Source organism: Pseudomonas sp. S4_EA_1b (assembly GCF_016307435.1).
GTDB lineage: Bacteria > Pseudomonadota > Gammaproteobacteria > Pseudomonadales > Pseudomonadaceae > Aquipseudomonas > Aquipseudomonas rhodesiae.
In genome coordinates, this window is record NZ_JAEILC010000133.1 from 1 (window position 1) to 24,557 (window position 24,557).

General features: G+C 61.3%; 21 protein-coding genes. 10 read left to right on the forward strand and 11 right to left on the reverse strand.

Features of this window, described 5'->3' with window-relative positions; translation table 11 throughout:
• Positions 1–580 precede the first annotated feature (580 nt).
• Positions 581–2,146 carry a sensor domain-containing diguanylate cyclase gene (locus tag YA0848_RS31200; RefSeq protein WP_198712342.1) on the forward strand — a complete coding sequence of 522 codons (1,566 nt, stop codon included), beginning with the start codon at positions 581–583 and terminating at the stop codon, positions 2,144–2,146.
• A 30-nt stretch (positions 2,147–2,176) separates the two neighbouring features.
• Here YA0848_RS31200 and YA0848_RS31205 read toward each other — a convergent pair whose 3' ends face one another.
• From YA0848_RS31205 to YA0848_RS31215, 3 genes are all read right to left on the reverse strand, one after another.
• Entirely contained in the window at positions 2,177–3,217 is a 1,041-nt protein-coding gene (locus YA0848_RS31205) for a DMT family transporter (RefSeq protein WP_169902496.1), read from the reverse strand.
• Between the two features lie 61 nt (positions 3,218–3,278).
• Complete coding sequence (locus YA0848_RS31210; protein WP_034099746.1) at positions 3,279–3,614, reverse strand: hypothetical protein; 336 nt, start codon at positions 3,612–3,614, stop codon at positions 3,279–3,281.
• A 114-nt stretch (positions 3,615–3,728) separates the two neighbouring features.
• Positions 3,729–4,307 (reverse strand): DUF4337 domain-containing protein, encoded by a 579-nt coding sequence (locus tag YA0848_RS31215; protein ID WP_034114842.1) that lies wholly within the window; start codon positions 4,305–4,307, stop codon positions 3,729–3,731.
• 164 nt (positions 4,308–4,471) lie between these two features.
• Here YA0848_RS31215 and YA0848_RS31220 point away from each other — a divergent pair, with 164 nt between their 5' ends.
• Positions 4,472–5,158, forward strand: a complete 687-nt coding sequence (locus YA0848_RS31220) for an HAD-IA family hydrolase (protein ID WP_034099744.1) — start codon at positions 4,472–4,474, stop codon at positions 5,156–5,158.
• 48 nt (positions 5,159–5,206) lie between these two features.
• Here the strand turns inward: YA0848_RS31220 and YA0848_RS31225 are convergent, their stop codons facing one another.
• Positions 5,207–5,953: a 3-oxoacyl-ACP reductase family protein gene (locus YA0848_RS31225; protein WP_169902495.1), complete on the reverse strand. Its 747-nt coding sequence runs from the start codon at positions 5,951–5,953 to the stop codon at positions 5,207–5,209.
• Between the two features lie 126 nt (positions 5,954–6,079).
• Between YA0848_RS31225 and YA0848_RS31230 the strand changes: the two genes are divergently transcribed.
• The gene (locus tag YA0848_RS31230) at positions 6,080–7,003 is read left to right on the forward strand and encodes a LysR family transcriptional regulator (protein WP_169868641.1); all 924 of its coding nucleotides are present in this window, start codon (positions 6,080–6,082) and stop codon (positions 7,001–7,003) included.
• A 13-nt stretch (positions 7,004–7,016) separates the two neighbouring features.
• Here YA0848_RS31230 and YA0848_RS31235 read toward each other — a convergent pair whose 3' ends face one another.
• The 3 genes from YA0848_RS31235 to YA0848_RS31245 all read right to left on the reverse strand — a co-directional run bounded on the left by YA0848_RS31235 (position 7,017) and on the right by YA0848_RS31245 (position 10,491).
• Complete coding sequence (locus tag YA0848_RS31235) at positions 7,017–7,745, reverse strand: aspartate/glutamate racemase family protein (protein WP_099312247.1); 729 nt, start codon at positions 7,743–7,745, stop codon at positions 7,017–7,019.
• Between the two features lie 13 nt (positions 7,746–7,758).
• Positions 7,759–9,288 (reverse strand): NCS1 family nucleobase:cation symporter-1, encoded by a 1,530-nt coding sequence (locus YA0848_RS31240; protein ID WP_169902494.1) that lies wholly within the window; start codon positions 9,286–9,288, stop codon positions 7,759–7,761.
• A gap of 468 nt (positions 9,289–9,756) precedes the next feature.
• The gene (locus YA0848_RS31245; RefSeq protein WP_184315809.1) at positions 9,757–10,491 is read right to left on the reverse strand and encodes a phosphoadenylyl-sulfate reductase; all 735 of its coding nucleotides are present in this window, start codon (positions 10,489–10,491) and stop codon (positions 9,757–9,759) included.
• Between the two features lie 151 nt (positions 10,492–10,642).
• Between YA0848_RS31245 and thrH the strand changes: the two genes are divergently transcribed.
• Positions 10,643–11,260 (forward strand): bifunctional phosphoserine phosphatase/homoserine phosphotransferase ThrH, encoded by a 618-nt coding sequence (gene thrH / locus YA0848_RS31250; RefSeq protein ID WP_034114837.1) that lies wholly within the window; start codon positions 10,643–10,645, stop codon positions 11,258–11,260.
• Between the two features lie 104 nt (positions 11,261–11,364).
• Here thrH and pabB read toward each other — a convergent pair whose 3' ends face one another.
• The 4 genes from pabB to rloA all read right to left on the reverse strand — a co-directional run bounded on the left by pabB (position 11,365) and on the right by rloA (position 15,869).
• The gene (gene pabB / locus YA0848_RS31255) at positions 11,365–12,708 is read right to left on the reverse strand and encodes an aminodeoxychorismate synthase component I (protein WP_123478839.1); all 1,344 of its coding nucleotides are present in this window, start codon (positions 12,706–12,708) and stop codon (positions 11,365–11,367) included.
• A gap of 100 nt (positions 12,709–12,808) precedes the next feature.
• A complete protein-coding gene (locus YA0848_RS31260; protein ID WP_034099736.1) occupies positions 12,809–13,795 on the reverse strand; it encodes an alpha-L-glutamate ligase-like protein in 987 nt (328 codons plus the stop codon).
• Complete coding sequence (rloB, locus tag YA0848_RS31265; protein ID WP_034099735.1) at positions 13,795–15,327, reverse strand: osmotic stress tolerance membrane protein RloB; 1,533 nt, start codon at positions 15,325–15,327, stop codon at positions 13,795–13,797. The genes YA0848_RS31260 and rloB overlap by 1 nt, the downstream gene beginning before the upstream one ends.
• A 5-nt stretch (positions 15,328–15,332) precedes the next feature.
• Positions 15,333–15,869, reverse strand: coding sequence for a retropepsin-like aspartic peptidase RloA (gene rloA, locus YA0848_RS31270; RefSeq protein WP_034099734.1), 537 nt, complete (start codon positions 15,867–15,869; stop codon positions 15,333–15,335).
• A gap of 268 nt (positions 15,870–16,137) precedes the next feature.
• On the opposite strand from rloA, the gene YA0848_RS31275 reads away from it, so the two are divergent.
• The 6 genes from YA0848_RS31275 (at position 16,138) to prpD (ending at position 24,467) form a co-directional block, all read left to right on the forward strand.
• The gene (locus YA0848_RS31275; protein ID WP_034099733.1) at positions 16,138–16,860 is read left to right on the forward strand and encodes a GntR family transcriptional regulator; all 723 of its coding nucleotides are present in this window, start codon (positions 16,138–16,140) and stop codon (positions 16,858–16,860) included.
• Positions 16,857–17,750 carry a methylisocitrate lyase gene (gene prpB / locus YA0848_RS31280; protein WP_034099732.1) on the forward strand — a complete coding sequence of 298 codons (894 nt, stop codon included), beginning with the start codon at positions 16,857–16,859 and terminating at the stop codon, positions 17,748–17,750. The genes YA0848_RS31275 and prpB overlap by 4 nt, the downstream gene beginning before the upstream one ends.
• Before the next feature lie 41 nt (positions 17,751–17,791).
• Positions 17,792–18,919: a bifunctional 2-methylcitrate synthase/citrate synthase gene (gene prpC / locus YA0848_RS31285; protein WP_034099731.1), complete on the forward strand. Its 1,128-nt coding sequence runs from the start codon at positions 17,792–17,794 to the stop codon at positions 18,917–18,919.
• A gap of 137 nt (positions 18,920–19,056) precedes the next feature.
• Positions 19,057–21,651, forward strand: a complete 2,595-nt coding sequence (gene acnD / locus YA0848_RS31290; RefSeq protein WP_034099730.1) for a Fe/S-dependent 2-methylisocitrate dehydratase AcnD — start codon at positions 19,057–19,059, stop codon at positions 21,649–21,651.
• Between the two features lie 11 nt (positions 21,652–21,662).
• Complete coding sequence (gene prpF / locus YA0848_RS31295; protein ID WP_169902493.1) at positions 21,663–22,853, forward strand: 2-methylaconitate cis-trans isomerase PrpF; 1,191 nt, start codon at positions 21,663–21,665, stop codon at positions 22,851–22,853.
• A 129-nt stretch (positions 22,854–22,982) separates the two neighbouring features.
• The gene (gene prpD / locus YA0848_RS31300) at positions 22,983–24,467 is read left to right on the forward strand and encodes a 2-methylcitrate dehydratase (RefSeq protein WP_034099729.1); all 1,485 of its coding nucleotides are present in this window, start codon (positions 22,983–22,985) and stop codon (positions 24,465–24,467) included.
• The last annotated feature ends 90 nt before the right edge of the window (positions 24,468–24,557 follow it).

Genomic DNA, 24,557 nt, shown 5'->3' on the forward strand with positions numbered 1-24,557 from the left:
ATTCAATAATACTTAAAGGTTACCTTTTGGACTATACATAAAATCCTTTAAAATCAATATGTTGAGCTTGAAAATCGGTCAAGATTACTTATGTTACTCTTTTTTTGTCCCCCCTCAAGATTTCGAATTTCAGCCCCCTACACGTGTGATGCGCACGCGTGCTGAGGTGCATGCAGATGCTGGTGGGAATGGCGTGGGAATGCTTTCGGGCAACAGGCACCGCTGGAGCCCTTGTATTCCGTGGCCTCCCCCTGCCGATCGAGGGTGCGGGTACTTTCGAATCTCTCCTTCACCGCCACATTCTACAAACACAAACCCCCGGTTTCTTAACAAGATCCGGGGGTTTGTGGTTTCTGGCGTTCTTAAATACAGGGCTTGGCAGGCTGCGCCGTGCCCTCGCATGCAGTCACTCAAACCCCGCAAGCCCTTGATGCCTCAAGTGCCTGATGGGCGCCAAGCTCGGCTTGAGATGCCCGCATTCTTGCCGGTATTCACTTCGAATCGGTCTGGCTACCTGTGCGGGGCGACTCATACGTTATCTTGTTCGTTATACAACCTCTGCCTTGCCCGGATTGTGTAGATGACCACTCGACCGAAGCCCACGCTCAACCTTCGTAGTTTGATTCTTATTTTTGTACTGCTTTCTGCTGTTGCGACCCTGGTCAACAGTTTCTGGGTCATGTTCAAGATCCAGAAGCAGGAACTCATTGAAGGGGCGCTGGACGTCAATAAAAACTACGCCGCCCGTATCGCCCGCAGTGTCGAGCAGGTATTGGACGCCGATCTCGATAAATTGAAATATGGTGCAGCGGGTATTGGCAAAGCGTTTGGCGACAAAAGTGCTTTGAGCCGTGAGGCCAAGCGCTTATTTGAGCAGGACGCCAGTTTCAACTCCGTACTGGTCGCCAGCGCGGACGGTACCATCATTGCTTCCGCGCCTGAAAACCTTCAACTCAATGGCCGCACGTTGCAGCACAAAGAACCTTTGACGCTGCGCACGCCGAAAATCAGCAACGCCTTCAGGTCGATCTCCGGCAATTTGGTGGTGTTTATCTCTCAACCCATATTCGGTACGGGCGGAGAGTATCTGGGCTTGATCGGCGGCACTATCCGGTTGGAGCAGAGCAACACCCTTCAAGCCCTCATGGACACGAATGTGCGCAAGGATGGCGCGCATTTCTACTTGGTCGACGCTGCGCGCCAGGTGCTCTATCACAGCGATCCTGCGCAGATAGGCAGTGTCAGGGGCACGGACCTGATCGCCAGCGCATCGCTCCGCGAGGTCTCAGGCACCTTACAGGCTAAGGATGAGTACGATGTGCAAATGCTCGCCGGTTTCGCTCGGGTGCCCAGCAGCGGTTGGGGGGTGATCTCGCAGCAGCCCTTGGAGAATATCCAGGCAGTTCTGCGCCGGACGATGACCAAAGTCGCTCAAGGTATAGCCCCGTTGGCGCTGTTCGGGATCGTTCTGATCTGGTGGTTGGGCGCAAGGATCTCGGCCCCATTATCGCGGCTGGCCGACTGTGCCAAACGGCTGGACATGCCTGACAGCTACGCGCGCATCAGCGCAGTGCCTGCGCGTTATTTCGAAAGTTGGCAGATCCGCCGAGCGCTGTTGCTGGGCGCGACCCTGTTGCAGGAAAAGATCGGCAAGCTCAATCATCAGGCCCATACGGATGCGCTGACGGGGCTGGCCAACCGCCGGGCCATGCAGGACGTTCTGGCGTTGTGGCAGGAGACAGGCAAAGCGTTTGCCGTGGTTTCGGTCGACATCGATCATTTCAAGCACGTCAACGATACGTTCGGCCACGGTGTGGGGGATGAAACGCTGCGCGCCATTGCCGAACTCATGCAGCAGAACTCACGCGCCAACGACATGCCTTGCAGGGTGGGGGGAGAGGAATTCGTCTTGTTATTGCCGGGCAGTTCGCTGCAAATAGCGGCCGATGTCGCTGAGCGGCTGCGCGCCTCAATCGAGGCGGCCAGCATCGAGACGGTCGGGCGTATCACCGTCTCAATGGGGGTGGCGCTGTGGCGTCCTGAGGTCGAGTCGATATCGGCCGTCCTTGAGAGAGCTGATCAACTGCTATACCAAGCCAAGCAAAGCGGCCGCAATCGCGTGGTGGTTGAGCAGGTGCCGGACTGAACTGCGACCAGCCGTCACGCCATTGGGCCCTCAATGCCTGTGGCGATGATGCACATCCGGAAAATGCGCGTGGCTATGCTTGATCGGGCTGTGCACGTGCACATGGCTGTGTGGCTGATTGGGGTCCCAATCAAACGCATGTTCATGCTGATGATGTTCGTCATGCACATGCCGGTGCCCGTGTTGCGTGGCTTCGTGCTGATGTTCATGGGCGTGGCGTTCGGTCAGGTGCAGCCACACGCCTACCGCCATTAACGCCGAGGCCACCCAGAACGCGATCGACACCGACTCGCCCATCGCCAGTACCGCCAGGGCGGCGCCGAGAAAAGGGGCGGTGGAGAAATACGCCCCGGTGCGTGCGCTGCCCAGGCCGCGCAGGGCCAGTACAAACAGGACGAGGCTGATGCCGTAGCCGAGGAAGCCCACCAGCAGGATTGGCATCAGTTGAGCTGTGGCCGGCCATTGCGCGCCGAGGTAAACGGCCAGGCCGGTATTCACCAGCCCGGCGATCAAACCTTTGATGCCGGCGATAAATACTGCGTCCGAAGCGGAAACCTTGCGCGTCAGGTTGTTATCGATGCCCCAGCACAGGCAGGCCAGCGCAACTGCCAGCGGCCCGGTCCAGTCGCGACTGGCGCCGGCGCCGTCCGACCAGGACAACACCACACCGCCCAGCACAATCGCGATCATCCCCAGGACGATACGGCGGTCGGCGTTTTCTCGGAACACCAGCCAGGCGATCACGGCGGTGAGCACCGATTCCAGGTTGAGCATCAACGAGGCCGTTGCGCCGGCGGTGCGGGTCAGGCCGTACATAAGGGCGACGGGGCCGAGGATGCCGCCGAAGAGAATGGCGCCGAGCAACCAGGGCCATTCATGGGGTGTCAGCCCGCTGTGCTGCCAGCCGCGATCGCGGATCAGGCGCACCACGCCGAGGCCGAGGCCACTGCCGAGGTATAGCAGGCCGGCCAGCAGAATGGGCGAGAGGCCCAGGCCGAAGTGTTTTGCGAGCGGGGTGCTGGCGCCGAACAGGGCGGCGGCGCAGAGGGCATAAACGATGCTGAGGTTCATGGGCCATCCTCGGAGGGTCAGCCCATGATACGTCGCGGGCGCAGGGGAACGCCCGAGGGATTTACTGCGCGGTTTTCAGCTTGACCACATCACCGGAGATCTTGGTGGTGTAACCGCTGAGCACCCAGGCCCAGAACCATTTTTCCTGCACTTGGGTGTTGATCAGAGCGTCGCCGCCTTTTGCCTTGATGGCCGCTTCTTGTGCGCGGACGAAACGGCTGTTCTGACCGATCGGGATCACGCCGAACAGCATGATGCCGGTGGCGCTGGCTTCACTGTGACCCAGCACGGTGTATTGGTTGCTGTCGTACTGTGGGGATTTGATGGCGGTGCCGGTGCAGCCGGCCAGGGCGAAACCGAGTACTGCGGCTGCAACTACTTTGCTGACGTACTTCACTGTGTAACTCCATGGTCTAAAGCCCAAGATTCAATTCCTGGGGGCGCGTACTGTAATCGCTGCATAGACGAATTGAAACGAATCTGAACGATTAGGCTCGTTCACGCCGCGCGGCTAAACATGCAGCCACGCCAGCCCGCCCAGCACCATGGCCACGCCTGCGGCCGTATACGAAAGTCGCTTCAACCACTCCTTCCTCGTCAACAAGGTAATTGCCGCCAACGAAATCGCGATCTGAATCGCAGTCATCGCCTGGGCCCAGCGGTGGTGCCGATGCAGCGCCTGTTCAGATTTTTCATCCCACTCCCGTGAGGTGGCTTCAAGTTTTTCTGCCTGTTGGCGCACGGCCTCCTTCTGGCTTTTGTAGCGTTCGATCTCTTCCCGATAATGCGCAGCATCCACGCCGGGGATATGGGTGGCCAGCTCCGCCAGGTTTTGTCGGCTGGACTTGGCCTGGTAGTAATTCCACTGGTTGGCGGCTTCGGTCTTGATGATCGCGGCGTTGTTCTTGTCCATCGCCGCTTCACTCTCGGTGGAACCGGCCTGGTAGCTGAGCATGGCGCCGAGGGTGGCCATTAACGCGGTCATCACGGCGATGCGGCTGGCGAAACTATCCCCTCGGGCGTGGGCATGTTCGGTGGTGTGTTCGATATGTTTTTCGTGGGGGCTGGGGACTTCGAAGGCTTCGGACATGGCGGCCTCTGTGAACGGCGTGAGGGATACTGATTCTTCACCAGCCAAGCTGTCGCGATCCTGTCCGCGACGCAGGATCAACCTCGCCCAAAGGGTTGCCCGCAGGTCAATGTGACCGCTATTGTGCTGAAACCTTTTAGTCCTTCCCCCAAGGATCCGTTGTGATGAATGCACCGCGTACCGCTGTCCCGATCAAGGCTGTGATTTTCGATATGGACGGATTGTTGCTGGACACCGAAGGCATCTACACCGAAGTCACGCAGATCATTGCCGAGCGCTACGGCCGTTCTTATGACTGGGGGATCAAGCAGCACATTATCGGGCGGGGTGCCCAGGACCTGGCCGAGTATGTGGTCAAGGCGCTGGAATTGCCGATCACCCCGGCCGAATTTCTGCGCATCCGCGAACCGTTGATGAGCGAGCGTTTTCCCAAGGCATTGGGCATGCCCGGCGCCGAAGCGCTGGTTCGGCATTTGAAGGCGCACAACATCCCGATTGCCGTGGGCACCAGTTCCTCGCGCAATTCGTTCGGCCACAAGACCACCTTGCACCGCGAGTGGTTTGCGTTGTTCGACACCATCGTTACCGCCGATGACCCGGAAGTCGGTGCCGCTAAGCCCGCGCCGGACATTTTCCTCACCGCCGCACGCCGTCTGGGGGTCGAACCCAAGGATTGCCTGGTGTTCGAAGATTCGCCGTTCGGCGTGACCGCGGCAAAGGCTGCGCAAATGACCGCCATCGCTGTGCCCGATGAAGCCATGGCCGACAGCAAGTACCACCACGCCGACCAGATCATCCGCAAACTCGCGGACTTTGATCTGGCGGCGTATGGCTTACCGCCGATGTCCTGATCACGCACGGCCAAAACAGGGAAGGGGGCTTGCCCCTTCCCTGTTGGCTCAGGCGCTGAAACCACCGTCGATAGTCAGGCTGGCACCGGTGATATATCCGGCCTCTGGCCCCGCCAGATACGCCACAAAACTGGCAATCTCCTCCACATGCCCGTACCGCCCAATGGCCATCAAGCCGACCAAGCTCTTGGCAAAATCGCTGTCGGCTGGGTTCATGTCGGTGTCCACCGGGCCGGGTTGCACGTTGTTGATGGTGATACCGCGCGGCCCCAGGTCCCGTGCCAAACCTTTGGTCAACCCCACCAGCGCGGCCTTGCTCATGGCATACGGTCCGCCGCCGCCGAAGGGCATGCGCTCGGCGTTGGTGCTGCCGATATTGATCACACGGCCGCCTTCGCTCATGTGCTTGGCGGCTTCTTGAGTGGCAATAAATACGCTGCGCACGTTGATCGCCAGGGTCTGGTCGAAGTCCTCCAGCTTGAAGTCTTCCAGCGGCGCAATGGCCAGCACGCCGGCGTTGTTCACCAGGATATCCAGGCGACCGAACGCCTTGACGGTGGCGCTGACGGCGTTGCGGATCGCGGTGGCGTCGGCGCTGTCGGCGTGGATGGCCACAGCTTGGCCGCCTGCGCTGATCACGCTGTTTTGCAACGCCTCAGCCTTGGTCGCCGAGCTGACGTATGTAAAGGCAACGGCGGCCCCTTGGGCGGCCAGACGCTGGACGATGGCGGCGCCGATGCCGCGGGAACCGCCTTGAATCAAGGCGACTTTGCCGGTCAGGTTGTGTGCAGTCATGTCGATCTCCTGTCTGTTCAAGGCGGTATGCCCTGTTGTTGCAGCCAAGTATCGACCTGCCTCACCCAGGCCGGTAGACCGTGATTGCTATAGTCTGTGTAAACCAAAAGTTTAGGGTGAGGCGGTATGGAAAGCTTTGGCAGTATCGAATGCTTTGTGCGCAGCGCCGAAGGCGGCAGCTTTGCCGAGGCTGCGCGGCACTTGAGCCTGACCCCGGCGGCGGTGGGCAAAAGCGTGGCCAAGCTTGAAGCGCGCCTCGGCGTGCGCCTGTTTCAGCGCAGCACGCGGCGCCTGACCCTCACCGAAGCCGGCAAGCTGTTCCTCGATGAAGTCAGCGCAAGCCTTATCACCATCCAGAACGCCGTGGCCAACCTGGCCAGCGCCGAGGGGCGGCCGGCTGGCACACTCAAGGTGAGCATGGGCACGGTGTTCGGTAATCGTTATGTGATGCCGCTGCTGGGGCAATTCACTGAGCGCTACCCGGATATCAGCCCGGACTGGCACTTCGATAATCGCCAGGTGGACCTGATCGGCCAAGGCTTCGATGCGGCCATCGGTGGTGGCTTCGAACTGCCCCAGGGCGTGGTGGCGCGCAAACTGGCGCCGGCTCATCGGGTGTTGGTGGCGTCGCCGGATTACCTGGCCAAACGCCCGCCGGTGCAGGGGCCCGAAGACCTGGGGCGTTGCCTGGGTATCCTGATCCGCTCGCCGCAAACCGGCCGCGTGCGCACCTGGCAATTGACCGGTCCCGACCGCGAGCAACGCCCCTTGACGCTCAAACCGCGCATGACCTTGAGCGACTCCGAAGCCGCCTGCTGCGCCAGCGCCCAGGGCCTGGGCATTGCGCTGGTGAGCATGCCCATGGCCGTGCCGTTTCTGGACAGTGGCGCGGTGGTACGGGTGCTGCCTGAGTGGTATGTGGACGACGGCAATATTTCCATCTACTACGCCGAGCACAAGCTGCTGCCCGGCAAGACCCGGGCATTTGTGGATTTCATCATCGAGCAGTTTGCCGAGCAGCGCCTGGGGCAGCGCTTTAGCGCGGTTTAATCGAAGCGCGGCCCTAGCGCCCGGACATCCCCGGCCAACCGATCACTTTCTTCGGCCTTGGCGTGGCATAGGTCCTGATCTTCGAGGTCGACAACCCAAGGCGTACCAGCGATTCGGCAATGGTCACGGCCGCCGTTACGCCGTCCACCACCGGCACGCCGGTACGCTGGCGAATCTGCTCATCCAGCCCGGCCATGCCGCCGCAACCGAGGCAGATCACTTCGGCCTTGTCCTCGTGGATGGCCAGTTCGGCCTGGCGCACGATGGCTTCCATAGCGGCCAACGGGTTTTCTTCCAGTTCCAGCACGGCCATGCCACTGGCGCGTACCGAGGCGCAGCGCGCATAGAGGCCGGCGAGCTTCAGGCGGTCTTCGATCAACGGCACGGTGCGATCCAGAGTGGTGACCACCGAGTAGGCATGGCCAAGGAACATTGCGGTGCTGGCGGCCGCTTCGGTGATATCCACCACCGGCACGTCGAGCAACTCCTGCAGGCCTTCGCGCCCATGTTCGCCGTAGCCGGCCTGGATGACCGCATCGAACGGCTGGTCGTATGCCATCACGCGGTCCATCACGGCGATGGCGGCCAGGTAGCTTTCGAAATTGCCTTCCACCGATTCGGCGCCGAAATACGGGGTGAGCCCGACAATCTCAGTGCCCGGTGCGGCCACGGCCCGCGCCTGCTCGGCAATGGTGTCGGTGATGGAAGCGGTGGTGTTGACGTTGACCACGAGGATGCGCATGGGGTGTCCTTGATTAATGACTGACGTTATCGACTGCAATGCTTTCGCCGCTGACATCGGCATAGAAAGGCTGGCGCTTGGCGATCAGCCGGTACAGCAGCCCTGCAATACCGGCGCCAAACAACCAGGAAAAGGGCGAGACGCTGGCGAACCCTGGCAGCAGGGCCAGCAGAATGGCGATCACCGCCGCCGGAATAAACGCCGCCACCGCACGCAAATTGACCCCGCGGCTGTAGTAATAAGCGCCTTGCGGGTCTTCGCTGTAGAGCTGCGGTACGTTCACCTGGCTTTTTCGGATCAGCCAGTAATCGACCATGATCACGCCGTACAACGGCCCCAGCAGTGCGCCCAGGCCCGAGAGGAAGTACACGATCACCAGCGGGCTGTTGTAGAGGTTCCACGGCAGGATCAGCACCGCCACGGTGGCGCTGATCAGCCCGGCGCGGCGGAAGTTCAGGTACTTGGGCGCCAGGTTGCTCAGCACAAAGGCCGGCGCCACAAAGTTGGCCATGATATTCACCGCCACGGTCACGATCAGGAACGCCAGGCAACCGAGCACCAGGAACACGGTGTTGGGGATCGCTGCGATGATCTCGGTGGGGCTCTCGATCACGCGCCCATTGAGTTGAAACTGCCCGCCGCACAGCAGCACGGTGATGGCGGCGAACACTAGGATATTTACCGGCAGGCCCCAGAAGTTGCCGATCACGATGGTTTTGCGGCACGGCGAGGAACGGGCGAAGTCGCAGAAGTTGAGGATCAGCGTGCCGTAGATCGCCAGCCACAGCGCGCCGCCGGCAAAGATATTGCGCCACATCTCACCGCCGCTCAGCGGCTCCCGCACCGACCAGGCAATATGGCCGTCCACTTGGAAGTACATCCAACCGGCCAGCGCGGCCATGGTCAGCAATATCACGGGGCCTGCGAACCCTTCATAGCGCCGCACCATTTCCATGCCGTAGGCCAGGATCACCAGCTGCACGAACCAGATCGCCACGAAACACACCCAGCCCAGGGTGGACAGGCCGAGGATCGAGTTGTGGTCGTAGTCGGCAAAGCCTGGGTGAATCGCCGTAAGCAATACGCGGAAAACCACCGAGGCCAGGTAGGTCTGGATACCGAACCAGGCAATCGCGATCACCGCGCGGATCAGCGCTGGAATCTGCGCCCCGTGGATGCCGAAGCTGATGCGGCTGATCACCGGAAACGGCACGCCGGTTTTTTGCCCCATATACCCCGACAGGTTCATGAAGAAGTACACCAGCGCCGCGCCGATCCCCAAGGACAGCAGAATCTGCCAACCGCCCAGGCCCAAGGCGTATAGGCCGATCGCGAATGAATAGTTGGCGATGTTATGCACGTCATTGGTCCACAGCGCAAAGATGCTGTAGCGCCCCCAACGGCGACCTTGCGCCTTGGTCGGCGCCAGGTCCTTGTTGTGCAGGCGTGGGCTTAGTACGAGCGGGCCAGGATCTGGGGCTTGGTTATTCAGGGCGGAGGAGGGCAGATCCAGTGCGATGTTATTCGAGAGGCTTGTACGCATTCCGGCAGGCTCCAAGGCATCTGCAGCAACGCCGCGGATGGCAAAGTGTATGTAGGTTTTGTATTAATTGTATACAAATCACTTTTCACCTTAAGCCACATGCGTGCCAGTTTTTGGCATATCAAAACTGTAGGTAATTTCGTTTTTAGAGGTGAGGTAAATAACTGGCTGAATTCAAAGCAATATAAATTGACCGTTTGAACAGCTATTTATTTTTCTGTTGAAGAGGGGCTATTCGCCAGTACGCAGGATGATGCGGAGGAGGTGTTACGTTATGGTGCGAATTTATGAGGATTGCACACATAAATGGCACCTATGGTTACAGGTGTGTGTACATCTAGAGGTCAAACTCAAAACAAATGTGGGAGGGGGCTTGCCCCCGATAGCCCAGTGTCAGTCACCACTGAGCTGGCTGATCCACCGTTATCGGGGGCAAGCCCCCTCCCACCTATTTAACTGCGTCAGCCCTTAGGCTGTGCTGATGATATTCCCGGCGTGCAGCCCGCATTCTTTTTGCGTGGCTTCTTCCCACCACCAACGCCCTTCGCGTTCGTGCTGGTTCGGTAGCACCGGGCGGGTGCACGGCTCGCAGCCGATGCTGATAAAACCGCGCTCGTGCAAGCTGTTGTACGGCAGCTCCAGCATGCGGATATAACCCCAGATTTCCTCGCTGCTCATCTGCGCCAGGGGGTTGAACTTGTACAAGGTGCGCTCTGGCGTGGAGAACGCTGTGTCGATCTCCAGCACCGCCACCTGGCTGCGAGTGCCGGGGCTCTGGTCGCGACGCTGGCCGGTGGCCCAAGCGCTTACACCGGCGAGCTTGCGCCGCAGCGGTTCGATCTTGCGGATGCCGCAGCATTCGCCGTGGCCGTCCTTATAAAAACTGAACAGGCCCTTTTCCTTGACGAAGGGTTCCAGCTTGCTCTGATCCGGCGAGATCAGTTCGATGTCGATCTTGTAGAACTCACGTACCTGCTCGATAAACCGGTAGGTCTCCGGGTGCAGGCGGCCGGTATCGAGGCTGAACACTTTGACGTTCTTGTTCAGCTTCCAGGCCATGTCCACCAGCACCACATCCTCGGCGCCGCTGAAAGAGATCCACAGGTCGTCGCCAAACTGGCTGAATGCCAGTTTGAGGATGTCCTGGGCGGATTTGTTGGCATAGGTCGCGGCGAGTTCAGCGACATCGAAGGCTTGGTTCATCAGCACGGTTCCTGCAGGTCAGTGGCGCTGAGCGCTCTATAGGTGGGCGATGGTATCAAAATCCGCCCTGCGTTGCGGCTTCGGGCTTGAATCGCTAGAGTTCGGCAGGCCTTTTGCTCGCTCAACCAATAACATCCAAATGGAGTGTCTTGTGGAAATTGCCTGTCTTGACCTGGAAGGGGTGCTGGTGCCGGAAATCTGGATCGCCTTCGCCGAAAAAACCGGTATCGAAGCCTTGCGGGCCACCACGCGGGACATTCCCGACTACGACGTGCTGATGAAACAGCGCCTGCGCATCCTTGACGAACACGGTCTGAAGCTTGCCGACATCCAGGCCGTGATCGCCACCCTCAAGCCGCTGGACGGCGCCGTCGAGTTCGTCAACTGGCTGCGCGAGCGCTTTCAGGTGGTGATTCTGTCCGACACCTTCTACGAATTTTCCCAACCGCTGATGCGCCAGCTGGGCTTCCCGACGTTGCTGTGCCACCGCCTCATCACCGACGAGACAGACCGCGTGGTGAGTTACCAACTGCGCCAGAAAGACCCCAAGCGTCAGTCGGTCCTGGCCTTCAAGAGCCTGTACTACCGCGTGATCGCCGCCGGCGATTCCTACAACGACACCAGCATGCTGGGCGAGGCTGACCAGGGGATCTTGTTCCATGCGCCGGACAATGTGATCCGCGAATTCCCGCAGTTTCCGGCGGTGCATACGTTCGAGGCGTTGAAGCAGGAATTTATCAAGGCGTCGAATCGGTCGTTGAGTCTTTAAAGCTTTGCAGCGCGGCTGAAGGCCCAATCGGGGGCAAGCCCCCTCCCACCTGAATGCAGCAGGTCCAGGAGAGAGGGGGCTTGCCCCGATGAACTTTCCAGCACCTACAACCCTTCCAACGTCCGCAACAACACCCGCACCTTGGTCAACGATTCCTGATACTCCGCTTCCCACTGCGAGTCCGCGACGATCCCGCCGCCGCCCCAGCAGCACACTTGCCCGTCCTTGACCAACAGGCTGCGGATGGCAATCGAGCTGTCCATCTCGCCGCGTACGTCCAGGTACATCAGCGAGCCGCAGTACAGGCCGCGCCGGGTCGGTTCCAGTTCGTCGATGATTTGCATCGCGCGGATTTTCGGTGCGCCGGTGATGGAGCCGCCGGGGAAGCTGCCGGCGATCAGGTCCAGGGCGTCCTTGTCGTCGGCGAGGGTGCCGATGACGCTGCTGACCAAGTGATGCACGTTGGGGTAGCTTTCCAGGCTGAACAATTCCGGCACGCTGACCGAGCCGGTGCGGCAGGTGCGGCCCAGGTCGTTGCGCAGCAGGTCGACGATCATCAGGTTTTCCGCGCGGTCCTTGGGGCTGCTCAGCAGTTCGGCGGCGTGGGCGGCATCTTCTTCGGGTGTCAGGCCGCGCGGGCGGGTGCCTTTGATCGGGCGGGTTTCGACCCGGCGCGCGCTGATGTGTACGAAACGCTCCGGCGACAGGCTCAGCACCGCGCCGTGGTCGGGCAGGCTCTGGAACCCGGAAAACGGCGTCGGGCAGGCTTCGCGCAGCGCGCAGTAAGCCGCCCAGGGATCGCCGCTGCACGGCGCGCGAAAGCGCTGGGCGAAGTTGACCTGGTAGCAGTCACCGGCCTGGATATAGTCATGGATACGCACGATGGCCTGGCGATAGGCCTCGGCGCTGATGTCCGGTGTCATCGGCCCCTGCAAGGCAAAGGTGGCCGCAGCAGCCTTGGGTAATGAGTTGAACAGCGCGATCAGGCGCTGTCGCTCGCTGTCGGCCAGCGTGGGGTGGAACACCAGTTGGCTGGTCTGCGCCTGGTGATCACTGACCAGCGCCCAGGCGTACAGGCCGAAACGCGCGTCCGGCAGATGCAGATCGTCCACCGCCAGGTGCGGCATTTGCTCCAAATGCCGGCCGAAGTCGTAACTCAGGTAACCGATCAAACCGCCGGCGAACGGCAGCTCATATCCGGCCGGAAGCTCTGCCTTACCCAACAGCGCGAGGTTTTCCCGCAAGCGTTGCAGGAAATCGCTGCCGCTTTCATCAGGCGAAACCGTCAACGTGGCTTGCGGCCAAGCGCTGAGCAGGTCATAGCGGCCGCGGTCCGCAGCCGGGCGGCCGCTGTCGAGCAGTACCGCGCCGGGCGCGTGGCGAATCGCCGCGAAATACTCGGCGGGGTTGGCCCGGTAGGGCAGCGGGTAAACGGTGCAGGTCGACATGCGGGGTGGATCAGCCAGGGAGCGGGGGGAGGGGATTGTAGTCCCCCGTAGGATTTGCTCCTAGGGGGGATGTCGGGGATAGACAGATGGAGCGTTCGGATCAGCCTTCCACCGGGGGAATATGCCCGAACATTGCCTGCACGAACTTCACCCGCTCTTCCACGGTTTCTGTCACGCCGGCAGCCTTGAGTTCTTCCAGGCGCGCTTCTACCGCATGGGTGCGCAAGGTCAGGCCGCAGTCGTTGGCGATCTGGATGTTCAGCCCCGGCCGCGCGTTCAGCTCCAGGATCAGCGGGCCTTTCTCCTGGTCGAGCACCATGTCGACACCGATATAGCCCAGCCCACACAGTTCGTAGCAGCCCGCTGCGAGCTTCATGAAGCCGTCCCAGTTGGGCAGTTGCACGCCATCCACCGCGTTGGTGGTGTCCGGGTGTTTGGTGATGATGTTGTTCAGCCAGGTGCCACGCAGGGTCAGGCCGGTGGCGAGGTCGACACCCACGCCGATTGCGCCCTGGTGCAGGTTGGCCTTGCCGCCGGACTGCCGGGTCGGCAGCCGTAGCATGGCCATTACCGGGTAACCCATCAGCACGATGATGCGGATATCCGGCACGCCTTCATAGCTGATGCTCTTGAAGATCTGGTCGGGCACCACGCGGTATTCGATCAGCGCGCGGTCGCGGTGGCCGCCCAGGGAGTACAGGCCGGTAAGAATGCTGGAAATCTGATGTTCGATTTCCTCGTGGCTGATGATCTTGCCGGACACCGTGCGGTAGCGCCCTTCAAAGCGGTCGGCCACCACCAGGATGCCGTCACCACCGGCGCCCTGGGCCGGCTTGATTACAAAATCGCTACGCCCGCCGATGATCTCGTCGAGCTTGTCGATTTCCTTCTCGGTGGAGATCACCCCGTACATTTCCGGCACATGAATGCCAGCCGCCAGCGCCCGTTCCTTGGTGATGATCTTGTCATCCACGATGGGGTACAGGCTGCGCTTGTTGTACTTGAGCACGTAGTCGGCGTTACGCCGGTTGATGCCCATGATCCCCCGCGCCTCCAGGGCCTTCCAGGTCTTCCAGAAGCCGAACATTACGAGTCAGCCTTGAGGAAGGCCTTGAACCGCACCAGTTCGGTCAGGCGGTAGCCGCGATAACGACCCATGGCCAGCATGAAGCCCACCAGGATCAGCAGGATCGCCGGGAAGGTAAATACGAAGTAGATCAGCTCCGGCACGCTCATGATGATGTGCGCAAGGGATGCGGCAAACAGCGTACCGATCGCCACTTTCATTGCATGGCTCGCGCCGCGTTCTTCCCAGGTGATCGACAGACGCTCAATGGTCATGGTCAGGATCACCATCGGGAACAGCGCCACCGACAAGCCGCGCTCCAGGCCCAGCTTGTGGCTGAACAGACTGATCGCAGCGATCAACACCACCACGAACGTCAGCACCACCGACAAGCGCGGCAACATCTGCAGTTTCAAGTGTTCCAGGTACGAACGCAGGGACAGCCCCAGCGCCGTGATGATGGTGAACAGCACAATCCCGAAGCCCAGCTGTGTTTCGCGGAACGCCAGGGCGATCAGCACCGGGGTAAAGGTGCCCAGGGTCTGCAGGCCGATCAAGTTGCGCAGGATCAGGATCACCAGCACGCCGATCGGGATCATCACCATGATCATAAAGGTCTGCTGGGTCTGCAGCGGCAGGCCGTACAGCGAGTATTCGAGGAAATTGGCGTCGGTGTTCTCGTCGGTCAGCTTGGCCAGGCGAATGGCGTTCATTTCGCTGTTGTTGAGGCTGAAGGTGACCATGGCTTTCTTGCCGCCATCGACGGTGATCAGGTTTTCATCGCCGGTCCACCACAGCAGGCGGTCGGCGGGCAGGCCCTGTTCGCCGGTTTCCGGGTTGAAGTACAGCCAGTCGTTGCCGTTGAAGCTGCGCAGCCACAGTTCCGGGGTTTGCGGCTGGTCGGCGACCAGGCGGATGGTGTGGACCTTTTCCACCGGCACATGGGCGATGGACAGCAACAGTTCGACGATCTTGGCCTTGTGCGGCGTGGACGGGTCGCCTGCCAGCAGCAGTTTCACATTGTCGTCGTTGAGGTTGTTGGTGCGCTTGATGGCTTCGGTGATAAAGGTCTCGACGTCGGCCGAGTGCTGGCGGATCGGCGCCAGCAGGGCTTCGGCGGCGATTTTCTCCGGGCCTTCCACGGCGATGCTGTCACGGAAGGTCGGGCCTTTGATCTTGGTTTTTTCGCCGCTGTAACGCTTGGTCAGCACCAAACGGTAGTAGAGGGTCTGGTTGCCCTTGGCCCGGCGCGCCGACCAGGTGACCTTGCGGTTGCCGTCGATGCGGTTGACGCTGACCCCGTAGTTATTGGAGATGAAACTCTCGTTGAGGCTGACGAAGTCGCGGCTCAGGGGCGGCACGAACATCTGGATCTTGACCGGGTCCTTGGGGCTGGCCACGAACTCTACCTTGGCGTCGATGTTCCACAGGTCGTCCGTGGCGTCTTCTGTCACGGGGATGCCCAGCACGAAGATTTGGTAGGCGGTGACCGAAATGCCCAGCACCACCAAAAGGGTGATGAGGATTTTCAGGTGCAGGGTCAGAGAGCGCATTCGGGTTACTCGGCGGTATGAGCGTCGGCGGCGCAGGCGGGTTTGCCTGCTGCATATTTAAGACTGGGATCGACCAGCGCATCAAAGCGTTTGAGTGCTTCGGAGCCGATCAGCAGCGGGTATTGGAAAGCGCTGCGGTCAGTCAAGTTCACTTCGATGCTGCGTAAAGCGGTGCCCATGCAGATATCCAGGGCAATCACCGGGCGGGCGGTGTAGTTCTTGTCCTCATCGGGGTCGTAGTCACCGGCGCGGCGCTTGATTTTGCTGACCCGGGCCAGGGGGCGTTCGATGGGGTGGGAGTGGGCGGTGTCGATCGCCAGGTAAAAGCGCACCCAAGACTCACCGTTGCGCTTGAAGCGTTTGATATCGCGGGCGCTGAGGGAGGCGGTCTTGGCGCCGGTGTCCAGTTTGGCGGCGACTTCCAGGTCGATGCCGGCCAGTTGGGCGTATTCGTTGAGGCCATACACAGTCTTCTCGGCGGCAGCGCCAAGGCTTGGGATGGCCAGCAGGCAAAACAATAGGGGGAGGGGCTTGAGTGTCATAGATCCTGAGGCAGTGCAGTGCGATGTTCATTCATGGCGACTGGCATGACTGCGCAATCTCTGGTACGCCCTTTCATCAAAAGACGTCAGTCAAAGGCGGCGGGCATTCTAGCATGATGCTTTTCTGACGCCAGCGCTGGCAGCCGGCCATGTTGTGCGCAATCGCAGGGAGGTTATTAGACGATTGTCGACAATGTGCATTTATTCTTTGACTAGCTGCGGTCTATTGGCTAGTTTTTGCCGCATTGGTTTTAAAGGTGTCGACAATATGCGGGTTCAAGCAGAGCTTCCGACGGTGGCGTCGGACGACTCCCAAACAATGTCGGAGAACGTCTTTCGGCGTATCCAGGCCGCCATCGTCAAAGGTGAGATCGCCCCCGGCAGCAAGATCTCCGAGCCGGAACTGGCGCGCACCTATGGCATCAGCCGCGGCCCGCTACGTGAAGCGATCCATCGCCTGGAAGGCCAGCGCCTGCTGGTGCGGGTGCCCCATGTAGGCGCGCGAGTGGTTTCGCTCAGCCATGCCGAGCTGATCGAGCTGTACGAAATCCGCGAATCCCTGGAAGGCATGGCCTGCCGCCTCGCCGCCGAGCGCATGACCGACGCCGAGATCGAAGAGTTGCGCCAGGTGCTGCATACCCATGAGCGGGATGCGGCGTTCCAGGCCGGTGTCGGCTATTACCAGCAGGAAGGCGACTTCGATTTCCATTACCGCATCATTCAAGGCGCGGGCAACCGTACCCTGACCCAGATGCTCTGCGGCGAGCTGTACCAATTGGTGCGCATGTACCGCATCCAGTTTTCCGCCACGCCTAACCGTCCACGCCAGGCGTTTGCCGAGCACCATCGCATTCTGGATGCGATTGCCGACCGCGACGGCGAACTGGCCGAATTATTGATGCGCCGGCATATCGGCGCCTCCAAGCGCAATATCGCCCGTCATTTCCCCGACGGCGCCACCCAGACAGCCACTCAGCGAGGTGAGTCATGAGTTCCAACAATAACAGCACGCCAGGCCAGCGTTTCCGTGATGCGGTGGCCAGTGAGCACCCCTTGCAGGTGGTCGGCACGATCAACGCCAACCATGCGCTGCTGGCCAAGCGCGCGGGGTTCAAGGCCATCTACCTGTCGGGCGGCGGGGTGGCCGCCGGCTCCCTGGGCGTGCCGGACCTGGGCATCACCGGCCTGGATGACGTGCTGACCGACGTGCGCCGCATCACCGACGTGTGCGACCTGCCGCTGCTGGTGGACGTGGACACCGGTTTCGGCTCCTCGGCGTTCAACGTGGCGCGCACCGTCAAGTCGATGATCAAGTTCGGCGCGGCCGCCATCCATATCGAGGACCAGGTCGGCGCCAAGCGCTGCGGCCATCGTCCGAACAAAGAAATCGTGTCCCAACAGGAAATGGTCGACCGCATCAAGGCTGCCGTGGATGCGCGCACCGATGACAGCTTCGTGATCATGGCGCGCACCGATGCCCTGGCCGTCGAGGGCCTGGAGTCCGCTCTGGAGCGTGCCGCAGCGTGCATCGAAGCCGGCGCTGATATGGTGTTCCCGGAAGCAATCACCGAGCTTGAGATGTACAAACTGTTCGCCGCGCGGGTGAAAGCGCCGATCCTGGCCAATATCACCGAATTCGGCGCGACCCCGCTGTACACCACCGAACAGTTGAAATCTGCGGATGTTTCCCTGGTGCTGTACCCGCTCTCGGCCTTCCGTGCCATGAACAAGGCCGCCGAAAACGTGTACACCGCGATCCGTCGCGACGGCACTCAACAGAATGTGATCGACACCATGCAAACCCGCATGGAGCTTTACGATCGCATCGACTACCACACCTTCGAGCAGAAGCTCGACGCGCTGTTCGCCGCCAAGAAATAAGCGCAGCGCCTCCCAGATAACTACAAAATTGGAGAAGAACCATGGCTGAAGCAAAAGTATTGAGTGGCGCCGGCCTGCGTGGTCAGGTGGCCGGGCAGACTGCACTGTCCACCGTGGGCCAGGCCGGTGCCGGCTTGACCTATCGCGGCTACGACGTGCGTGAACTGGCCGCCGACGCGCAATTCGAAGAGGTCGCCTACCTGCTGCTGTACGGCGAGCTGCCGAGCAAAACCGAATTGGCGGCCTACAGTGCCAAGCTGAGCAAATTGCGCGACCTGCCTCAGGCGCTCAAAGAAGTGCTCGAACGCATCCCCGCCGACGCCCATCCGATGGATGTGATGCGCACCGGTTGCTCGTTCCTGGGCAATATCGAGCCGGAAAAAGACTTCAGCGCCCAGCGCGATGTCACCGACCGCCTGCTCGCTGCCTTCCCGGCGATCATGTGCTACTGGTACCGCTTCAGCCACGACGGCCAGCGCATCGACTGCGTGAGCGACGAGCCGAGTATCGGCGGCCACTTCCTGCACCTGCTGCACGGCAAGACGCCGAGCGAGTTGCACGTCAAAGTGATGAACGTGTCGTTGATCCTCTACGCCGAGCATGAATTCAACGCCTCGACCTTCACCGCGCGGGTCTGTGCCTCGACCCTGTCCGACCTGTATTCCTGCGTCACCGCCGCCATCGGTTCCCTGCGCGGCCCGCTGCACGGCGGCGCCAACGAAGCGGCGATGGAAATGATCGAGCGCTTCGCCTCGGCCGAAGAAGCGGTGGAAGGCACCCTTGGCATGCTGGCGCGCAAAGACAAGATCATGGGGTTCGGCCACGCGATCTACAAAGACAGCGACCCGCGTAACGAAGTGATCAAGGGCTGGGCGAAGAAACTCGCCGATGAAGTGGGCGACACCGTGCTGTTCCCGGTGTCCGAAGCCATCGACAAGACTATGTGGGAGCAGAAGAAACTGTTCCCCAACGCCGACTTCTACCATGCCTCGGCATACCACTTCATGGGCATCCCGACCAAGCTGTTCACGCCGATCTTCGTGTGCTCGCGCCTGACCGGCTGGGCCGCCCATGTGTTCGAACAACGTGCCAACAACCGCATCATCCGTCCGAGCGCCGAGTACATCGGCGTCGAGCAGCGCAAGTTCGTGCCAATCGAACGTCGCTGAATGGGAACACCGACGATCTCGAAGTAGAAACCGGACCCAGTGTGGGAGGGGCAAGCCCCTTCCACATTGAAGTCGCATTTCAATTTTGGATCGGCGCAGGTCTTCCTTTTGCAATCACCGTGACCGAGTCCTGACCGATGAACACTGAATTTCGCAAACCGCTCCCTGGCAGTCGCCTGGATTACTTCGATGCCCGTGCGGCGGTCGATGCCATTCGTCCCGGTGCCTATGCCACGCTGCCTTATACCTCTCGTGTGCTTGCCGAGAACCTGGTGCGTCGCTGCGACCCCGCCACCCTCAACGCCTCCCTGAGCCAACTGATCGAGCGCAAGCGCGACCTGGACTTTCCGTGGTTCCCGGCACGTGTTGTGTGCCATGACATCCTCGGTCAGACCGCCCTGGTGGACCTCGCCGGCCTGCGCGATGCCATCGCCCAACAAGGCGGCGACCCGGCGCAGGTCAATCCGGTGGTGCCGACGCAGTTGATCGTCGACCACTCCCTGGCCGTCGAAGCGGGCGGTGCCGATCCGCAGGCTTTTGAGAAAAACCGCGCCATCGAAGACCGTCGCAACGAAGACCGTTTCCACTTTATCGAGTGGACCAAGAAGGCTTTCAAGAACGTCGACGTGATCCCGCCGGGCAACGGCATCATGCACCAGATCAACCTGGAGAAAATGTCTCCGGTGATCCAGGTGCGCGACGGGGTGGCGTTCCCCGATACCTGCGTCGGCACCGACAGCCATACCCCCCATGTGGATGCCCTGGGTGTGATCGCCATCGGCGTCGGCGGCCTGGAAGCCGAGAGCGTGATGCTTGGCCGCGCCTCATGGATGCGCCTGCCGGAAAGCGTGGGCGTGGAGCTGACCGGCAAGCTGCAACCGGGCATCACCGCCACCGATATGGTGCTGGCGCTGACTGAGTTCCTGCGCCAACAGAAAGTGGTTGGCGCCTGGCTGGAATTCTTCGGTGAGGGCGCGTCCAAACTGACCCTCGGCGACCGCGCGACCATCTCCAACATGGCCCCGGAGTACGGCGCCACCGCGGCGATGTTCTACATCGATCAACAGACCATCGCGTACCTCAAACTCACCGGGCGTGAAGACCAACAGGTCGCGCTGGTCGAGCAGTACGCGCGTCACACAGGGTTGTGGGCCGACGATCTCAAGGGCGCGCAATACGAGCGCGGCCTGACCTTCGACCTCTCCAGCGTCGTGCGCAATATGGCCGGCCCGAGCAACCCCCACGCTCGCGTCGCCACCCGCGACCTGGCCTCCAAAGGCATCAGCGGCCAATGGGACGAAGTGCCCGGTCAAATGCCCGACGGCGCCGTGATCATTGCCGCCATCACCAGCTGCACCAACACCAGCAACCCGCGCAACGTGATCGCCGCCGGCTTGCTGGCGCGCAATGCCAACAAACTGGGGCTGACACGCAAGCCGTGGGTCAAATCGTCCCTGGCACCGGGTTCGAAAACCGTGGCCATGTACCTGGAAGAAGCCGGCCTGGGCCATGAACTGGAAAAACTCGGTTTTGGCGTGGTGGCGTTTGCCTGCACTACCTGCAATGGCATGTCCGGCGCGCTGGACCCGGTGATCCAGCAGGAAATCATCGACCGCGACCTGTACGCCACCGCCGTGCTGTCGGGCAACCGCAACTTCGATGGGCGTATTCACCCGTACGCCAAGCAGGCGTTTCTCGCGTCGCCGCCGTTGGTGGTGGCCTACGCGATTGCTGGCACCATCCGTTTCGATATCGAAAAGGACGTGCTCGGCCACGACGCCCATGGCAAGGAAATCCGCCTGCAGGACATCTGGCCAAGCGATGAGGAAATCGACGCGGTGGTTCAGGCGTCGGTCAAGCCGGAGCAGTTCCGCGCCGTGTATATCCCGATGTTCGCGGTGCACGAGGACACCGGCCCGAAAGTCGCGCCGCTGTACGACTGGCGCCCGCAAAGTACCTATATCCGCCGTCCGCCGTACTGGGAGGGCGCGCTGGCCGGGGCGCGGCCGCTCAAGGGCATGCGCCCGCTGGCGGTGCTGCCGGACAACATCACCACCGATCACCTGTCGCCTTCCAACGCGATCATGCTCGACAGCGCCGCCGGCGAATACCTGGCGAAAATGGGCTTGCCGGAAGTGGACTTCAACTCCTACGCCACGCACCGTGGCGACCACCTGACCGCGCAGCGCGCCACTTTCGCCAACCCGAAACTGTTCAACGAAATGGTCGTCGAGAACGGCAAGGTCAAGCAGGGCTCCCTGGCGCGCATCGAACCGGAAGGCAAGGTCACGCGGATGTGGGAAGCCATCGAAACCTACATGGAGCGCAAGCAGCCGTTGATCATCATCGCCGGCGCCGATTACGGTCAGGGCTCGTCCCGTGACTGGGCGGCCAAGGGCGTGCGTCTGGCCGGTGTGGAAGCGATTGCCGCCGAAGGCTTCGAGCGTATTCACCGCACCAACCTGGTGGGCATGGGCGTGTTGCCGCTGGAGTTCCTGCCGGGCACCAACCGCCATACCTTGCAGATCGACGGCAGCGAAACCTATGACGTGGTCGGCGCCCGCACCCCGCGCGCGCAATTGACCCTGGTGATCAATCGCAAGAATGGCGAACGTGTCGAAGTGCCGGTGACCTGCCGCCTGGACACTGCCGAAGAAGTGTCGATCTACGAAGCGGGCGGCGTGTTGCAACGTTTTGCCCAGGACTTCCTGGAATCGGCGGCGACCGCCTGAAGAGGATGAACATGGCACACGCACCGCAAATCAAAATCCCCGCCACCTATATGCGTGGCGGCACCAGCAAGGGCGTTTTTTTCAGCCTTAAGGACTTGCCCGCGTCGGCGCAGGTGCCGGGGGCCGCACGCGACGCCTTGTTGCTGCGGGTGATCGGCAGCCCCGACCCCTACGACAAACAGATCGACGGCATGGGCGGCGCCACGTCGAGCACCAGCAAAACCGTGATCCTGGCCAAAAGCACTCGCCCCGAGCACGACGTGGACTATCTGTTCGGCCAGGTCTCCATCGACAAGCCCTTTGTGGACTGGAGCGGTAACTGCGGCAATCTGTCGGCGGCGGTGGGCTCGTTCGCCATCAGCGCCGGCCAGGTGGACCCGGCCCGCGTGCCGCGAGATGGCGTGGCCGTGGTGCGCATCTGGCAGGCCAATATCGGCAAAACCATCATTGCCCATGTGCCGATCACCGACGGCGCGGTCCAGGAAACCGGCGACTTCGAGTTGGACGGCGTGACCTTCCCGGCCGCCGAAGTGCAGTTGGAATTCATGGACCCGGCGGCGGAAGAAGAGGGCGGCGGCGGCTCGATGTTCCCCACCGGCAACCTGGTGGACGAGCTGGAGGTGCCGGGTGTGGGCACGTTCAAAGCCACGCTGATCAACGCCGGCATCCCGACGATTTTTATCAACGCCGAAGACCTCGGCTACACCGGCACCGAACTGCAAGGCGCGATCAACAGCGACCCCAAGGCCCTGGCGATGTTCGAGACCGTGCGCGCCCATGGCGCCTTGCGCATGGGCTTGATCAAGCATCTGGACGAAGCCGCCCAGCGTCAGCACACGCCGAAGGTCGCGTTTGTGGCCAAGCCCGCCGATTACGTGGCGTCCAGCGGCAAGGCAATCAAGGCCGGCGATGTCGACCTGCTGGTGCGCGCCCTGTCCATGGGCAAGTTGCACCACGCCATGATGGGCACCGCGGCGGTAGCGATCGGCACTGCGGCGGCAATCTCCGGGACGCTGGTCAACCTGGCGGCCGGGGGTGTCGAGCGCAACGCCGTGCGTTTCGGGCATCCGTCCGGCACCTTGCGCGTTGGCGCCGAGGCCACTCAAGTGAACGGTGAATGGGTGGTGAAGAAAGCCATCATGAGCCGCAGTGCGCGGGTGTTGATGGAAGGTTTCGTACGCATCCCCGGCGACGCTTTCTAAGCCCGGCACCCATCCTCTGTGGGAGGCGGCAAGCCCCTCCCACAGCCATAAGCAGGCACTCAGACCTGCGAAGCGATCAACCCTGACCCTGAGGACGGAGCAACCCCTAACCCACTGTGGAGAACTGCCATGAGCGCCAATGTCGACCAGAATAATCGTCCTGACTATGACCAGGTCTTGCAGGACATCGCCGATTACGTCCTCACCTACCGCATCGAGTCGCAAACCGCGCTGGACACCGCACGCTACTGCCTGATGGACACCCTCGGCTGCGGCCTGCTGGCCTTGCGTTTTCCGGAATGCACCAAGCATCTGGGGCCGATGGTGGAAGGTACGGTGGTGCCGTTCGGCGCGCGGGTGCCGGGTACTTCCTATCGACTGGACCCGGTCAAGGCGGCCTGGGACATCGGCTGCAGCGTGCGCTGGCTCGACTACAACGACACCTGGCTGGCCGCCGAATGGGGCCACCCCTCGGATAACCTGGGCGCCATCCTCGCCGTGGCCGATCACCTGTCGCAAAAGCGCGTGGCCAATGGCGATGCGCCGCTGACGGTACGTGCGGTGCTGGAAGCGATGATCATGGCCCATGAAATCCAGGGCGTAATTGCCCTGGAAAATTCGTTCAACCGTGTCGGCCTCGACCATGTGCTGCTGGTGAAAGTCGCCTCCACCGCCGTCAGCGCCAAACTGATGGGGGCCAATCGCGAGCAGTTGCTGTCGGCGCTGTCCCACGGGTTTGTCGATGGGCAGGCACTGCGCACTTATCGCCATGCGCCGAATGCCGGTTCGCGCAAATCCTGGGCGGCGGGGGATGCTTCCAGCCGCGGCGTGCGCCTGGCGGACATCGCGCTGCGCGGCGAAATGGGCATCCCCGGGGTGTTGAGCGCGCCGCAATGGGGCTTCTATGACGTGCTGTTCAGCCACACCAACCAGGACTTGGCCCTCAAGCCCGAAGACAAGCGGGCGTTCAGCCTGAGTCAGCCTTATGGCACTTACGTGATGGAAAACGTGCTGTTCAAGATCAGCTTCCCCGCCGAGTTTCACGCGCAGACCGCTTGCGAAGCGGCGGTGACGTTACATCCGCAGGTCAAGAACCGCCTGCACGAGATCGAACGCATCGTGATCACCACCCACGAGTCGGCGATTCGCATCATTTCCAAGGTCGGCCCACTGGCCAACGCCGCCGACCGCGATCACTGCTTGCAATACATGACCGCCGTGCCCTTGGCGTTTGGCAACCTGGTGGCCGAGCACTACGAAGATGCGTTCCACGCTGCGCACCCGATCATCGACGAGCTGCGCGACAAGATGGTCATCGTCGAAGACCCGCGCTATAGCCGCGAATACCTGGAGGCCGACAAGCGTTCGATTGCCAATGCGGTGCAGGTGTTCTTCACCGATGGCAGCTGCACCGAAGAGGTAGTGGTGGAGTATCCGATTGGTCATCGTCGCCGTCGGGTACAGGGCATTCCGTTGCTGGAAGACAAGTTCAAGGCCAACCTAGCCACGCGGTTCAGCGCGCAGCGCAGTGCCGAAATTTTTGCGTTGTGTAACGACCAGGCACGGCTTGAAGCGACGCCGGTGAACCGGTTTGTGGACGCGTGGGTGATCTGACGGTGACTTTCGAGGCATAGCGAAGACGCTCTTTGAGAGTCATGTTTCCTACTTATGAGGAACCGTTTTCAGGTAGCTGCCAATCAGGTA

Coding starts and splice junctions, on each gene's coding strand:
- prpB (WP_034099732.1), top strand. CDS start 16,857: ATGAGTTCCAACAATAACAGCACGCCAGGCCAGCGTTTCCGTGATGCG.
- rloA (WP_034099734.1), bottom strand. CDS start 15,869: ATGACACTCAAGCCCCTCCCCCTATTGTTTTGCCTGCTGGCCATCCCA.
- YA0848_RS31275 (WP_034099733.1), top strand. CDS start 16,138: ATGCGGGTTCAAGCAGAGCTTCCGACGGTGGCGTCGGACGACTCCCAA.
- prpC (WP_034099731.1), top strand. CDS start 17,792: ATGGCTGAAGCAAAAGTATTGAGTGGCGCCGGCCTGCGTGGTCAGGTG.
- YA0848_RS31260 (WP_034099736.1), bottom strand. CDS start 13,795: ATGTTCGGCTTCTGGAAGACCTGGAAGGCCCTGGAGGCGCGGGGGATC.
- acnD (WP_034099730.1), top strand. CDS start 19,057: ATGAACACTGAATTTCGCAAACCGCTCCCTGGCAGTCGCCTGGATTAC.
- rloB (WP_034099735.1), bottom strand. CDS start 15,327: ATGCGCTCTCTGACCCTGCACCTGAAAATCCTCATCACCCTTTTGGTG.
- YA0848_RS31200 (WP_198712342.1), top strand. CDS start 581: ATGACCACTCGACCGAAGCCCACGCTCAACCTTCGTAGTTTGATTCTT.
- pabB (WP_123478839.1), bottom strand. CDS start 12,708: ATGTCGACCTGCACCGTTTACCCGCTGCCCTACCGGGCCAACCCCGCC.
- prpD (WP_034099729.1), top strand. CDS start 22,983: ATGAGCGCCAATGTCGACCAGAATAATCGTCCTGACTATGACCAGGTC.
- YA0848_RS31230 (WP_169868641.1), top strand. CDS start 6,080: ATGGAAAGCTTTGGCAGTATCGAATGCTTTGTGCGCAGCGCCGAAGGC.
- YA0848_RS31225 (WP_169902495.1), bottom strand. CDS start 5,953: ATGACTGCACACAACCTGACCGGCAAAGTCGCCTTGATTCAAGGCGGT.
- prpF (WP_169902493.1), top strand. CDS start 21,663: ATGGCACACGCACCGCAAATCAAAATCCCCGCCACCTATATGCGTGGC.
- YA0848_RS31245 (WP_184315809.1), bottom strand. CDS start 10,491: ATGAACCAAGCCTTCGATGTCGCTGAACTCGCCGCGACCTATGCCAAC.
- YA0848_RS31235 (WP_099312247.1), bottom strand. CDS start 7,745: ATGCGCATCCTCGTGGTCAACGTCAACACCACCGCTTCCATCACCGAC.
- YA0848_RS31220 (WP_034099744.1), top strand. CDS start 4,472: ATGAATGCACCGCGTACCGCTGTCCCGATCAAGGCTGTGATTTTCGAT.
- YA0848_RS31205 (WP_169902496.1), bottom strand. CDS start 3,217: ATGAACCTCAGCATCGTTTATGCCCTCTGCGCCGCCGCCCTGTTCGGC.
- YA0848_RS31215 (WP_034114842.1), bottom strand. CDS start 4,307: ATGTCCGAAGCCTTCGAAGTCCCCAGCCCCCACGAAAAACATATCGAA.
- YA0848_RS31240 (WP_169902494.1), bottom strand. CDS start 9,288: ATGCGTACAAGCCTCTCGAATAACATCGCACTGGATCTGCCCTCCTCC.